A 13,855-nucleotide genomic window follows, 5' to 3' on the forward strand; every position below is an offset into this window, starting at 1 on the left:
AGCAGGTAAAATCAAATAAACAAAAGTAAGGGTGTTTACTTTGATTCAGTGTGGAATACCATTATGCATTAGCTAAATCTGGTTCAAGCCTAATATTATGTGATAAATAACCATTCAACCTTTATAATTAAAAATAAAAAGATACATTTCTAGGGGGATTAAGATGAGGAAGCTTGCTGGCAAAAGGATTGCACTTTTAGGTTCTCGGAAAATAGAAGAAATTGGCAAATTGGTGGAGAATCAGGGAGGGATTGCCTTCAGCAGGCCAGCCCAGGGGACAACACTGCTCAAAGACGATAAACTCCAGGATCATGTAAGACTGCTAATAAAGGAAAGCTTTGAATGGATTATTTTTACTACCGGAATCGGGGTCGAAACCATATATCAAACGGCTCTTGATATGAATGAGGGTGACGCCCTAATCAACAGCCTGCAAAAAGCAAATATTGCAGCAAGGGGTTATAAAACCGTTAATACTCTGAAAAAACTTGATATCACACCTTCAGTGCGGGATGATGACGGAAGTACGGCAGGCTTAATCCGAGAGTTCTCAGCTCATTCCCTAACAGGCCGGAAAGTAGCCCTGCAGCTTCACGGGGACCCGGCACCACGCCTTAAACAGTGGCTGGAAGATAACCATGCGGACTATGAAGAAATACTGCCATATACCCATATTCCTCCTGATGAAAATGTAATGAATCAGCTGCTGTCCGAGCTCCTTGACGGAAAGCTTGATTCAGTATTTTTCACCAGCACACCTCAAGTAAGGAATTTATTCACCTTCGCCCGGAAAAAGAAGGCAGATACGCAATTGAAAAGTTGTCTATCAGAACAGGTTGTGGCTTTATCAGTTGGAAAAGTAACTGCACAAGCTTTACATGAAGAAGGAATTGAAAGAGTCATTTTTCCGGAAGCCGAGAGGATCGGGAGTGCGGTTATTGAATTAGCCCGTTTTTATAATTAAGAAGTCATTTAAGGACTAATTTGTAAAAATAAATAAGCTTCTAGAGCGCAGAATATACTCTTGAAAGGGGCCCCTTTAGGCTCCTTTTTAATTAATTCATGGATATACTAATTTCAAAAAATCATAAAAAATATATTGAAAATGCATACAAGGGATGATAATGTTACAACGTAAACGTTTTCGCACCAAAAATAATACATCAATTTTAAGCAGGTGGGATATGACTAATACCATCAAAGATGTTGCCAAAAAAGCAAATGTCTCCATTGCAACCGTTTCCAGGATTTTGAATGACCAGGGAGGCTATTCGGAAAAAACAAAATTCAAGGTTCTTAAAGTGATTGAAGAGCTGGGATACCAGCCAAACGCAGTGGCAAGAGGATTAATTAACAAAAGAACACATACGATTGGGGTGCTTTTCCCGAAGCTTTCCAGTTCTCTGGTTACCGATCTGCTGGATGGCATTGAAAAGGCTGCAAATGACAATGGTTCCAGTGTGATCGTCTGCCATACAGAATCAAATGGCGAAAAAACGATGAAATATCTCCAGCTGCTTATCGAAAAAAGGGTAGACGGGATAATTTTTGCAAGTGAAATATTAAAAGAAGAGTATTATCAATTTGTAGCTAAAACCAAGATGCCGATTATTTTGCTTTCAACCGAGTCCTATGCGTACCCCGTGCCTTTTGTAAAGGTCAACGATTTTCATGCAGCATATGCTGCAGCCAAGTATTTAATCGGCAAGGGGCATACCAAAATTGGAATGATAAGCGGAAAAAAGGATGATATCATCGCGGGGATTCCGAGGATTGAAGGCTTTAAGAAAGCTCTTTCAGATCATGGCATATCGCTGGGTTCCGAAAATGTTGTGTTCAGCAGGGGATTTGCATTTCCTGATGGGATCGAGGGCTTGAAAAAGCTAATCGGGCAGTTCCCGGATGTTACAGCGATATTTGCAGCAAGTGATGAAATGGCTATCGGGGCCTTATCAGCAGCTTATCAATTAGGAATTAAGGTCCCGGATGAGATATCTGTTATGGGGTACGATAATTTAAACCTTGCTGAGATGTCCATTCCGCCGCTGACAACAGTGGGACAGCCTCTCGCAAAAATGGGTGAGGCTGCCGCAGAAATGCTCTTTACCATAATGGAAACTGGCGAAATTCCGGAAAGCCGGATTATGCCGCATAGAATCATTGAAAGAATGAGTGTGAAAGAGAGGAAAAAATAACTCTCTTTTTCTCGGCTCAATTACGTAAACGTTTACGTAATTGAGAGCTAAATAACAAATAACAAATTTCAATTCCATGTCCATTCCTTTCCCGATCTTCATTCAGCAGCTTGTCATGCATACGAGTGCCTGGGGTATGGATGAGCTGCTTGGATTGATCATTTTGTATATCGCTTTCAATCTTTCCGATATTATTTTTATCTATATTGGCTATATTCGTGCTATTCCTGAATGCAACGGTGGCCATAATCACAAGTCTTGGTGCATGGAATGACTACATGCTGCACCTCGTTTTGATCAGCGACCGGAAAATGGCCAGACTGCCGCTACTCCTGTATATTTTCCAAGGCCCATTTCAGCACAGATCTTTCATCTGCGTCCTGCTTAATGGAACTTGCACTATGATTATTATGTATACCTTTGCCTAGAAATGGATTATAAGCGATGTAATGAAAGGTTTTATAAAATAAATATTATTCTTAGATCGGAGTTGTAATAAATTGAACAAAACATGGTGGAAAGAAAGTGTCATTTATCAAATTTATCCAAGAAGCTTTAATGACTCCAATGGGGATGGGATTGGAGATATCAACGGAATCACTGAAAAAATTCCTTATCTAAGCGAACTGGGGATCGATGTCATCTGGCTATCCCCCGTTTACCAATCGCCTAATGATGATAATGGCTATGACATCTCAGATTACCGCAATATCATGGACGAGTTCGGAAATATGAATGACTTCGACGGTATGCTGGACAAAGCCCATGAGCACGGCATCAAAATCATGATGGATCTCGTTGTCAACCACTCAAGCGATGAACACCAGTGGTTCCAGGAATCACGAAAATCCAAAGATAATCCCTACAGAGATTATTATATTTGGAAGAAAACAGACAACGGCGAACCTCCTACGAATTGGGGCGCTGCGTTTGGCGGAAGTGCATGGGAATATGATGAAGAAACACGTGAATATTACCTGCACCTTTTCAGTAAGAAACAGCCTGACTTGAATTGGGAAAATCCTGTATTAAGAAATGAAGTGTATGATATGATGCGCTTCTGGCTGGACAAAGGGATTGATGGTTTCCGCATGGATGTCGTCAATTTCATTTCAAAAGATACCAGCTATCCACAGGGGGAGATTCGTGAAGGACACAAATATGGGGACGGCAGCAAGTATTATATGAATGGACCAAGAATTCATCAATTCCTGCAGGAAATGAACAAAGAAGCCCTTAGCCCGTATGATACCATTACGGTTGGGGAGATGCCGGGTGTAACAGTAGAAGAAGGCAAGCTCTATACAGGCAAAGACAGAAATGAATTGAATATGGTTTTCCATTTTGAACATGTAGGGCTTGGCGACGGGCAATACGGCAAATGGGATCCGCGTCCTTGGAAACTGACTGAATTGAAAGAGATTTTCAGCAAGTGGCAAAAGGGTCTGGAGGAAGATGGATGGAACAGCTTGTACTGGAGCAACCATGACCAGCCTCGTGCCATCTCCAGATGGGGAAATGAATCAGAGGAATACCGCGTTATTTCTGGTAAGATGATTGCGGCATGTCTGCATATGATGCAGGGGACGCCTTATATTTACCAGGGCGAAGAAATCGGCATGACAAATGTAAAGTTCACTGATATCAATGATTACCGTGATATCGAAACGTTAAATGCATACCGTGATCTTACACCGGATTCCTTAACACATGATGAAATCTTTAAAGGCATTCATGAGAGAGGCCGGGATAATGCGAGAACGCCTGTTCAGTGGGATGCCAGCCCGAATGCAGGCTTTACCGACGGAACGCCTTGGATTAATGTGAATCCAAATTATGAGAGAATTAACGCTGAAGCAGTGTTTAAAGATGAAGATTCCATCTTCCATTTTTATAAAAAGCTCATTCAGCTTAGAAAGCAAAATGAAGTGATTGTTTATGGCACATTCGATTTAATAATGGAAGAAGATGAGCAGATCTTCGCCTTTACAAGAACTCTTGGAGATGACCAGCTGCTTGTGATCTGCAACTTCAGTGAAGAAACTCCTGACTTTAAACTTCCAGTCCATGTCCGGTACTCTTCTAAGGAACTGCTGATTTCCAACCTGAATGCAGATGAAAATGAAGAAATTGAAAATCTGCCACTCAAGCCTTATGAAGCTAGAGTGTATCGTTTGAAGAAATAAAGATAGGGCCTGTTTAGGGCCCTTATTGGTGTTAATAAACAGACATTTTCCTTTGATCGATTTACAAGCTGGAAGCTGATTCTTTCTAATTACAAGAGTGACAGGGGAAAAAATGAAGAAGTATTGCTTAGAGGACCATTGAGGTTCTCTTTTTTGTTGACATATTCTTATTAATAAATATTATTATGTTAAAACATGGAAGGGGCCATTTCAATGAATTTATTAGAATATTCCTGGGTTGGCAGTGAGGAGCCTTACCTGGATGAAATAAGCATTCAGCATATCGGTAGAATGGTATTAGGGCGTTTCGGCGGAAACAGGAATGCTGGGCAAAATAAAAATGAAGACGGCTGCCTGTTATGGACAGGTAATAACGAAGATTGGGAGTTTACTATTTTACTGGATGCCCATACTACTGCGGAAAGCGCTGAGTTAGTTATTCAAACGGTCAAATCAATGAAAACGCAAATCATTGCTTTATTAGTGCTGCCGCCCCGGGAAGTGTTTGAACAAGTTGGCGGATTACTGCTTAAACAATTTAAAAGTCAGGGTTTCAAGGAGGAATGCAGAAGGATTAAAGGTGAAACAGCTTTTTTATGTGTGATCAGAAAAGGCTCATTTCTTTGGTGGCTATCGATCGGGGATTGTATTCTGCATTTATTCCACCCTGAACTGGCTGCATTTGACGAATATCAGCAAAACCACCGAAGTTTTTATGAATGGGTGGGCAAAGTCAATACATTTGATTTGCCGGTTCCCTGTTATAGCTCGGGTACAAAGGAGCTCAGAAGAGGCATGAATCATATTTTTTTAACAACAGATGGGCTGACGGAATGTCCCAACACCAACTTTGCTGAACCAAGAGAAATATTTAATCTTTTTAGCTTATTCGGGAATGAGGATGGGGTCCGTGAGCTATTAAAGATAATAAAAGATAGGGATGTCCGGGACAGTACGACCATCATATCCTGGATAATTGATGCAGAGCATGAAGGATGCCAGCCCAGCGGCTGATTTTACTGAAACTTGGCAGTAAAAGGAGATAAAACTGGAGACAAGAGACTCAGAATGAATAACGTCGAAAAAGAAGCCTCCACTCTAAGGAAAAGGGTTCCGTTTCGGGGTGATTTATTGGATAAAGGGCATAAAAATGACGTGTGAATTGGCACAGGTCATTTTCCTATAAGGTTTTTAACTTATTTTATGTTTTCTAGACTTTATAATTTATAATGGAACGATAAATATTGTGCAAATAAAATGTAGTGCCAAGATGCTGTCAATTTCAATGTCACTTGGACTGCCGCAATTTCTTACTCATATTGAACAAACGGGGCAGGTTTATATATGATGGTGAGTAATACTCCGTACGGTTTTTGCAGCTCTTTTCTCCTTACTCCCTTTTCTGTCTGTTAAGCTAACCAGGAAAGTTGAAATTTATTGATTGCCAGTTTAGTTTGAGATAAAATAAAAAAATTGGGAATGCTTTTCAACTTTTTATAAAAAGGATATAAATATGTTTAAAAATATAGATTTATTTAATCAGGCCTTTTTTTTTGCTCCGATTGGGATGTCGATAGTCTCATTAGAGGGAAAATGGATTAGGGTAAATCATGCTTTAACTAAAATTACTGGATATACAGAGGACGAGCTCCTTACCACGAACTTTCAAACATTAACCTATCCAAAGGACTTAGATACTGATTTATCTTACACACAAGAATTAGTGGAAGGAAAAAGAGACTCTTTTGAGATGGAAAAAAGGTATGTCCATAAAAGCGGGAAGATTGTATGGGTGTTATTATCAGTATCCATAGTGCGGGAAGGGAACAAGCCATTATTCCTTATTTCTCAAATACAAGATATAACCGATCGTAAAAACTCAGAAAGAATATTGAAACAAATGGCTCATTATGACTTTCTAACCCAATTGCCTAATCGGAGATTATTTGAAGAACGACTTAATCATGCAATTGAATCAGCTAATTTCAATAAAGGGCTAGTCGCAGTACTGTATCTTGATTTAGATGGGTTTAAGCAAATAAATGATACCTTCGGTCATGACTTAGGAGATTTATTGTTAAAAGAAGTCGCGAGAAGGCTTACAGGTTGTATAGGAAATAAGGATACTGTGGCCAGGCTTGCAGGTGATGAATTCACGATTTTACTTCCGGAAACGACAATCGATAATGCAAAACATGTTGCCGAACGGATCATCGACATTCTATCTAATAAAGTGTCGGTGCAGAATGTTGTTATCTCAATAACTCCCAGTATCGGAATTGCTTTTTGCGATGATTTCAATATGGATGTCAGGAATTTGCTGAAATATGCTGATGAAGCTATGTATCAAGCAAAACAGAACGGAAAGAATAATTATCAAGTTTCACAGATCAGATAAAGCTAAATATGACTTTATTATTAGCGTTGATCCACGGAGGATTGATGCAATTTTTGTTGAATTCAACTTACGGATTCTTATGTTCAAAATCTGCTGCTAAACGCAGCTTTTTTCTTTTGAACTAAAGAGGCTGGTTAGTCAATAAGGATTTATATTATAACAATAAATGCTGAAATATGGTAAATACCTAGGTGTTAATATCATACTTTTGACTATTTAGAATAAAATGGCAGTAAAATGATATTGGAGGGGTTTTATGGAGCTAGTAGGACAACAAATTTACCTTAGACTTTACAAAACTTCTGACGCCTGCGAGTTAGCTAACTTACATACTAGAAATCGCGAATTTTTTCAACGAGTTAGTCCATTACTCCCGGAAGCCTTTTATACGGAAGAACATCAAAAATTACGCATTGAACAGGCTTTAAAAAAGACAGGCGAAGGGCAATTATATGCTTTTGGAATCTTTTTAAAAGCAACTGATAAACTTATCGGAGACATTTCATTAACTCAAATTACTATGGGAGACCAACAAAGCTGTTATACGGGATTTACTTTAGATAAGGAGTATAATGGAAAGGGTTATACAACAGAAGCTCTTCAACTTGTTGTAGATTTTGCTTTCAAAGAATTAAAACTACATAGAATTGAAGCAGGAGCTATGCCTGATAATATAGCATCTATTCGTGTATTAGAAAAAGCGGGGTTTAAAAAAGAAGGTATAGCTAAAGAAAATTTAAAGATTAATGGAAAGTGGACAGATCATCAAGTATTAGCTATCATCAACAGCTTGGATGCATAAGCTCGTTTCACTTCCGATAATTTTTCTGTAAACGAAACGTGTTCTGGAGTGAGACTGCCTGATACAAATTTTATAAATCTTACCAACTCTACTTCAAGAAAAATATTAACGTCAAAACTGTAAATCATAAGAGGGATTTGGTATTTACCTAAGGAGTTGCTTGGCAACTCACTTTTTTATAGTACTTTGTGAAGTGTTTCACTTAAACTACCGGGTGCTTCCCTTAAAGAACTGGCTGCTAAAAAATACAGCCTTTTTCTTATTTGACTAAGGGCATTATCTTTTATGATACAGCTGATAAATTATGGTATAAATAACTTTTACCAGGAGAAACTACAAAATAAAAGAAGGTGGGTTTATTTTGTTAAGTAAAGTTGTACTTTGGACAATTTTAATTGCTCCATGGTTCACATTATTCTTTTTAAAGAGAGAAGATATTAAGCGTTTTATACCTGTTGCAATATTAGCTGCATTTCTAATGGTTCTCTATAACTTGATAGCTCACAATCAAAAACACTGGATAATTAAAGAATCAATTTTACCATGGTTAAAACCTTCCTTTGCTTCAGGTATACTTGGTGCTTTTTTAATTGTAACTATATGGATTTTTTACTTCACATATGGTAAGTTTTGGATTTACTTTGTGACTAATATTGTACTGGATTTTATGTTTGCAATTTTCCCTGTCCATTTTATCCTTCAGGAAAAATTAAAAATTTATCAATTACTCCTTGGGGTCGTCTTTGTATTTTCATCACACTATCAATTGTTATTTATGGTTACCATTATTGGCTCGAGGAAGTGTTTAAGTCCACTTATAAGGATTCTGGCAGCTTATAAACTATTCAAAACAAGGGAAAAGATTCAGCTGTCATTTCTGGCGGCTTTTTTTGTTCAACTAAAGGACAGATTTGAGAAAACGGTATTAAACAAAGGGGGTTCAATAGGGTTTTGCCTTATGGTTATAGGTTTCAATTATTAAGTGATGTCCCTTAACCGCTGCAATAGTAAAGAACTAATTTTCTAAAAGTGTAACTTCTGATTGAGGAACTAATTTTGTTTGGTAATCTTTCTAGATTTCACAGAAACCACTTTCATATATCCATAATACGGTATATGTGTCAGTTTTATAAACAACTTTGGCTCCTATACTAATGGTTATACCTCCTAGAATGCATGGTTAAGGGACAATTCTAAATTAGCATATTGTAGGATTTTATTTAAAGGGGAAATTTCCTCAACAAAAGAAAAAGCCCATTAAAGGGAAAAAAGGATGTGCTGAAAAAAACGATTATCATTAAGGAGTTAATAAATCTATAAGCTTGACTAAATTTATAGTTGATTGCTTATGAGCCTAATTATAAACATTGAAAAATTCCCTTATAGAGGGACCAGGTTGGAGCAAGCTTATCAGAGGAGCCGTATACATTGTATTTACTTTAAAGGAGATAGTGCTTTTGAAACAAAGGAGTAAGGGAATTCCTAGTTAAGGCGTTACACAGAGAAAAGAGTATAAATGATTGTAAAACAATAAAAGTGACCATGGTTAGCTAATTCTTATTACGATTTGTATTTTTATTTATTCGACGTATAAGATATTCAGTTTGCAATTGTCCTACTACTGCAGCAATAATAATATTCGCTATATTAAATATCGTTAGCCATTTAATTAGCATTCGGGTATCCTTAAACACAAAAATCATGCCTTTCGCTAAAGAGGTTGTATTACTTTTTTGTTCCCAGACATTTAAAAATTATAATGTTCCTGCAAAGTTCGAAGAAGTTGTATTAATAAGCATCTTGTTTCATTAATCTTTTCTTCCCGCTATATATACCAGGGTAGTAGCTATAGCCCAAGTAAAAAAAATTATTGTTGAAATAGCTAGTAAAAACCAGGGAGTGTTTAAAATATGTTGATCTATCCAATGAAGCATGATATCACCTCATGTGCTAAGAGAAAGGGCTGAAACTTATTCAATATACAAGGAGAATATACAAAGCCCTTACTCCAGATATTATTATGCCCAGTGCTTGTGAAAATATCTAATTTAAAATACAAAAACACCCGCAGATTTGCGGCTACCCTGTGAATTGATCTGTAGTATAGGTTCATAATTGAATGAGGATGCGAGTAAGGAGCAGGGCTTAAGCGAGTAAACTGGAAAGCTTGCCTTATCTTTACTCTTCATTTTTATCTTACCCAAAGAAAAGGGATTTAAGTATATCAGATGGTCTTATTGATGTTTCATCAAGTAACCAAACTTTGCACTAAGAAAAAGGACGTTTATCAATTAATTGTGTGTATGTTAAAGATCAGCTGCCAAATTTGGTGGCTGTTTATTATTTAACTAAAAAGGCAGGTTAGTGAAAAAAGGGATTATTTTAAAGAGAGGAGAATTATTTATTCTTGATGGATAGAAAAAATTCAATTTAAAGGGGAATAGAATGAATATTAGACCATATAAAGAGACAGATAAAGCTTTTCTTGTAAGTCTTTCAACACGGTTTGCGAAATTCGACCTTATGGCCTGGCGTGATCCTCAAAAAATGGAAGAGGCACAATTAAAAATAGCTGAAGAATCTCTTAACGATCCTTCACTTTATACAGAGATTCTTTGTGGCAGAGGAAGAGACAGGGGATTTATTAGGTTTCATAGAAGTAAAACCACATAAAGATTTTTTAAGCGGTATAGAACAAGGAACCTTGTAGCCATTGCAGTTTCATCTAAAGGTGAAGGGAAGGGTATCGGTAAGAGCCTAATGGAGAAGGCAGTAGTTGGGCTCAGCAAAAAGGATATCATCAACTCTTCCTGATGTCTTTGCCAAGAATGATCGTGCGGTAAATTTCTATAGGCATTTAAACTATGAAACTGAAGTACTAAAATGGTAAAAGAGATTTAATGCCTTGTACTAAAGAATTTTATTTCCAGAAATCGGTGCTAAATACAGGCTTCCATTCCGGTCAGCTTTTTTTATAAAAACTATAGGGCAGGTTTGTGGAACAAGGAATTCTAATAATAATTGTGAAATAGTAATAATTAACAATGTTTCGTTTTGCTTTTATACTGTTTTTTTCAAGGTCAATTATTTCCTAAATAAGGAGGGGCTTTTTTGCAAATTTTTTTTAAATATAACTGGATGGTAAGAGAAGACTGGTATCGCTGGTGTGAAGAGTTAAGTGAAGAAGAACTCCAGCAAAAACGAACGGGTGGAATGGGAAGTATTTTGTATACACTTTTCCATATAGTTGATGTCGAATGGAGCTGGATACGGCTCTTACAAGGAAAAACCGACTTTCAAGAGAGTTTCGATGGTTATAAAAGTTTGAATAAGGTTCGAAAATTGGACGCTGAATTTCATTTAGAAGTAGAAAACTTTGTGAAAAATTGGGATGCCAGTATGGAAAATCGTTTATTTTACGATACCTTACCAGATGGAAGAATAGTGACGGATACCTGGGGTGAGATTATGCGTCATACTATTGCTCATGAAATTCACCATATAGGACAATTATCAATTTGGGCAAGGGATATTGGAATAAACCCTGTTTCTGCAAACCTTATTGGTCGGGGTCTTTCCTCTCATTCCTATAAATAGTGCAAATAGAAAGCAATATAGCCGGTTTCTGTATATTCTGGGTGTGATAATTTAATTTACTTATTCTGCTGCTTATTCGGTTTTATGTAGATTATGAGTTTGTTAAGAAAGTAGCGAGTCGTTGAGTTCGGAAGCATTAACCGCTATTTTTGTTGAATACCATATTGAACAAACTTTTTTTATTGAGGAATATGAAGAAGAATTGTTGATTTTTATCTTCGAAATTTAAATGATAAAAAAAGAGGTGCTTAATGGATAATTTGTATGATGATAAATATCATCTGCATTTAGGTTATTACCAGGATGATTGTGATTATGAGTCGATAGCATTTAAAAGAAAATCAGAGGATATATGGGATATATTCTTTGACTTTAAAGCGTATGGGATTAAAAATAATACCCCAGAAAACGAATTAACACTAAACTCATACGGAACGAGAATTTTTTCAATACGCAATAAAGAAATTGATTATGATAGTGGGGTATACCAGTTTAAGCAATGGTTATCCATTAATAAGATAATCTTAATTGTTGGTTAATGAAGAAGATGACTGCTGCTGCGTTTTTTGTTGTTCTTACGGGGCAGTTTTATGAAAGGGCGAGTTTTGCTTTTTTATCCGACATAAACCTTGTCAAAAGGGCTGTCATTTCGGTGCAGATTTTTTAAAAAGCAGTTCTAAACGGAACCCTTTACTCTAAGGATGGCGAAAAAGAAACCTCTACTCAAAAAATGAGAGCTAATCGAAATGAATAACGACGAAAAAGAAATCTCTACTCAAAAAATGGGAGCTAATCGAAGTGAATAACGACGAAAAAGAAACCTCTACTCAAAAAATGGGAGCTAATCGAAATGAATAACGACGAAAAAGAAACCTCTACTCAAAAAATGAGAGGTAATCGAAATGAATAACGACGAAAAAGAAATCTCTACTCAAAAAATGGGAGCTAATCGAAGTGAATAACGACGAAAAAGAAACCTCTACTCAAAAAATGGGAGCTAATCGAAGTGAATAACGACGAAAAAGAAATCTCTACTCAAAAAATGGGAGCTAATCGAAGTGAATAACGACAAAAAAGAAACCTCTACTCAAAAAATGAGAGCTAATCGAAATGAATAACGACGAAAAAGAAACCCCTCTTTAATAACGGATGTTAATCAGAAAGATAATTTTGCCAAGTCCACTCTAAACCAACATCCTTAGACGATCCGGCAAACCCCAGAACATCATTTCTTTCCCCCCAACCTTCCCTATGCTATCATTAACCAATAGTCTATTCTGGGAGGATTTATCTTTGAAAAAGGACTTATTTGAAAAAGCAGCAGAATTTATAAAAATGTTTTATAGTGAACAGAATAGAAGTCCTGCTGAACTAAGCAACAGACTAAGGGAAATCGAATATTCAATTGCAGAGCACGGAGTTTATGAACATACTTATGAAGAATTGGAATTTGGTGCCAAAGCTGCCTGGCGAAATAGCAATCGCTGTATAGGGAGACTGTTCTGGGATCATCTAAAAGTTTTGGATAAGCGGGAGGCGAAAGAAGCGGATGAAGTATTTTCTGCTCTGTTTGAACATATACAATTTGCCACTAACAATGGCAGGCTTCGTCCGGCCATCACCATCTTCTCTCCTGACACTTCCGAACAGAAAATCAGAATTTGGAACCATCAGCTAATCCGGTATGCTGGCTATGAGACTGCGGATGGGATTATTGGCGATCCCCACTCCATCCCTTTTACTAAACAATGCGTGAAATTGGGCTGGGAGCCGAAGTACGGCAAATTTGATGTGCTGCCATTAGTTGTTCAAATGTACAATCAGCAGCCCCGATTAAGGGAAATACCTGAAGAGCTGATTCTCGAAGTCGCGATTGTGCATCCAGAATATAATTGGTTCAGTGACCTCGGCTTGAAATGGTACGCAGTCCCGATGATATCGGATATGAAGCTGGAAATTGGGGGCATTTCCTACAAAGCAGCCCCTTTTAATGGCTGGTATATGGGTACTGAAATTGGTGCGCGAAACCTGGCAGACGATTTTCGTTATGACGTGCTCCCGCAGATTGCCTCATTATTGGGGCTGGATACCAGGTCGCATTCTTCGCTTTGGAAGGATCGGGCACTGGTGGAATTGAATGCAGCTGTATTGCATTCATTTAAAAAAGAAGGTGTCAGCATAGTAGACCATCATACTGCTGCACAGCAGTTCAAGAAATTTGAAGAAAACGAAAAGGGCCAGGGAAGGGATCTGACCGGTGACTGGACCTGGCTGATCCCGCCCGTATCCCCTGCAGCTACACACATTTTTCATAAACAGTATATTAATGAAGTAAAAACGCCTAATTACTTCTATCAGGATACTCCTTATCAAAAATGAAAGCCGGCATCAATCATGCTGGCTTTCTGCATTGGTTAATTCATCTCTTCATCACTGGTTCTCCGGTCTGTCTTCTCAGGAGGAATCTTGGAAAGCTGGTCCATAGGCTCCATCATAGATTCAAGAAGACTTCCTTTAACTTGATTCTGTTCATCCATATTATCCGGCTGAATAGTATCGCGGTTGTCCATCACTTCACCTCATTTTACTAATTTTTCATAGAATTTACTTCCCGCTTAATGATTATTCCAAAAACCGAGAAGTCATAGGTTAAATTCCCTTCCAATGGAAATAATGG

The 13,855-nt window shown here is 37.5% G+C and carries 12 protein-coding genes; 11 read left to right on the forward strand and 1 reads right to left on the reverse strand.

Going from position 1 to position 13,855, the window contains the following annotated elements; all coding sequences use genetic code 11:
- The first annotated feature begins 163 nt into the window (after positions 1–163).
- The 11 genes from AC0VZ9_RS11875 (at position 164) to AC0VZ9_RS11925 (ending at position 13,557) form a co-directional block, all read left to right on the forward strand.
- The gene (locus AC0VZ9_RS11875) at positions 164–964 is read left to right on the forward strand and encodes a uroporphyrinogen-III synthase (RefSeq protein ID WP_019382750.1); all 801 of its coding nucleotides are present in this window, start codon (positions 164–166) and stop codon (positions 962–964) included.
- 220 nt (positions 965–1,184) lie between these two features.
- On the forward strand, positions 1,185–2,195 hold the full coding sequence (locus AC0VZ9_RS11880; RefSeq protein ID WP_009330424.1) for a LacI family DNA-binding transcriptional regulator: 1,011 nt from the start codon (positions 1,185–1,187) through the stop codon (positions 2,193–2,195).
- Positions 2,196–2,695: 500 nt separating this feature from the next.
- Positions 2,696–4,381 carry a glycoside hydrolase family 13 protein gene (locus AC0VZ9_RS11885; protein ID WP_009330423.1) on the forward strand — a complete coding sequence of 562 codons (1,686 nt, stop codon included), beginning with the start codon at positions 2,696–2,698 and terminating at the stop codon, positions 4,379–4,381.
- A gap of 213 nt (positions 4,382–4,594) precedes the next feature.
- Complete coding sequence (locus AC0VZ9_RS11890) at positions 4,595–5,395, forward strand: PP2C family serine/threonine-protein phosphatase (protein ID WP_009330422.1); 801 nt, start codon at positions 4,595–4,597, stop codon at positions 5,393–5,395.
- A gap of 499 nt (positions 5,396–5,894) precedes the next feature.
- Positions 5,895–6,779: a sensor domain-containing protein gene (locus AC0VZ9_RS11895; RefSeq protein WP_009330421.1), complete on the forward strand. Its 885-nt coding sequence runs from the start codon at positions 5,895–5,897 to the stop codon at positions 6,777–6,779.
- A 256-nt stretch (positions 6,780–7,035) separates the two neighbouring features.
- Positions 7,036–7,581: a GNAT family N-acetyltransferase gene (locus tag AC0VZ9_RS11900; protein ID WP_009330420.1), complete on the forward strand. Its 546-nt coding sequence runs from the start codon at positions 7,036–7,038 to the stop codon at positions 7,579–7,581.
- A gap of 361 nt (positions 7,582–7,942) precedes the next feature.
- Positions 7,943–8,563: a hypothetical protein gene (locus AC0VZ9_RS11905; RefSeq protein ID WP_009330419.1), complete on the forward strand. Its 621-nt coding sequence runs from the start codon at positions 7,943–7,945 to the stop codon at positions 8,561–8,563.
- A 1,463-nt stretch (positions 8,564–10,026) separates the two neighbouring features.
- Positions 10,027–10,254 (forward strand): hypothetical protein, encoded by a 228-nt coding sequence (locus AC0VZ9_RS11910; RefSeq protein ID WP_009334893.1) that lies wholly within the window; start codon positions 10,027–10,029, stop codon positions 10,252–10,254.
- Between the two features lie 438 nt (positions 10,255–10,692).
- On the forward strand, positions 10,693–11,178 hold the full coding sequence (locus tag AC0VZ9_RS11915) for a DinB family protein (protein WP_475397432.1): 486 nt from the start codon (positions 10,693–10,695) through the stop codon (positions 11,176–11,178).
- 251 nt (positions 11,179–11,429) lie between these two features.
- Complete coding sequence (locus tag AC0VZ9_RS11920) at positions 11,430–11,717, forward strand: DUF3986 family protein (protein ID WP_009334891.1); 288 nt, start codon at positions 11,430–11,432, stop codon at positions 11,715–11,717.
- A 754-nt stretch (positions 11,718–12,471) separates the two neighbouring features.
- A complete protein-coding gene (locus tag AC0VZ9_RS11925; RefSeq protein WP_009334890.1) occupies positions 12,472–13,557 on the forward strand; it encodes a nitric oxide synthase oxygenase in 1,086 nt (361 codons plus the stop codon).
- Positions 13,558–13,592: 35 nt separating this feature from the next.
- On the opposite strand, the gene AC0VZ9_RS11930 is transcribed toward AC0VZ9_RS11925, so the two are convergent.
- Entirely contained in the window at positions 13,593–13,748 is a 156-nt protein-coding gene (locus tag AC0VZ9_RS11930; RefSeq protein WP_009334889.1) for a hypothetical protein, read from the reverse strand.
- Between the last annotated feature and the right edge of the window lie 107 nt (positions 13,749–13,855).

The organism is Cytobacillus sp. QJM3NY_8 (assembly GCF_056173585.1).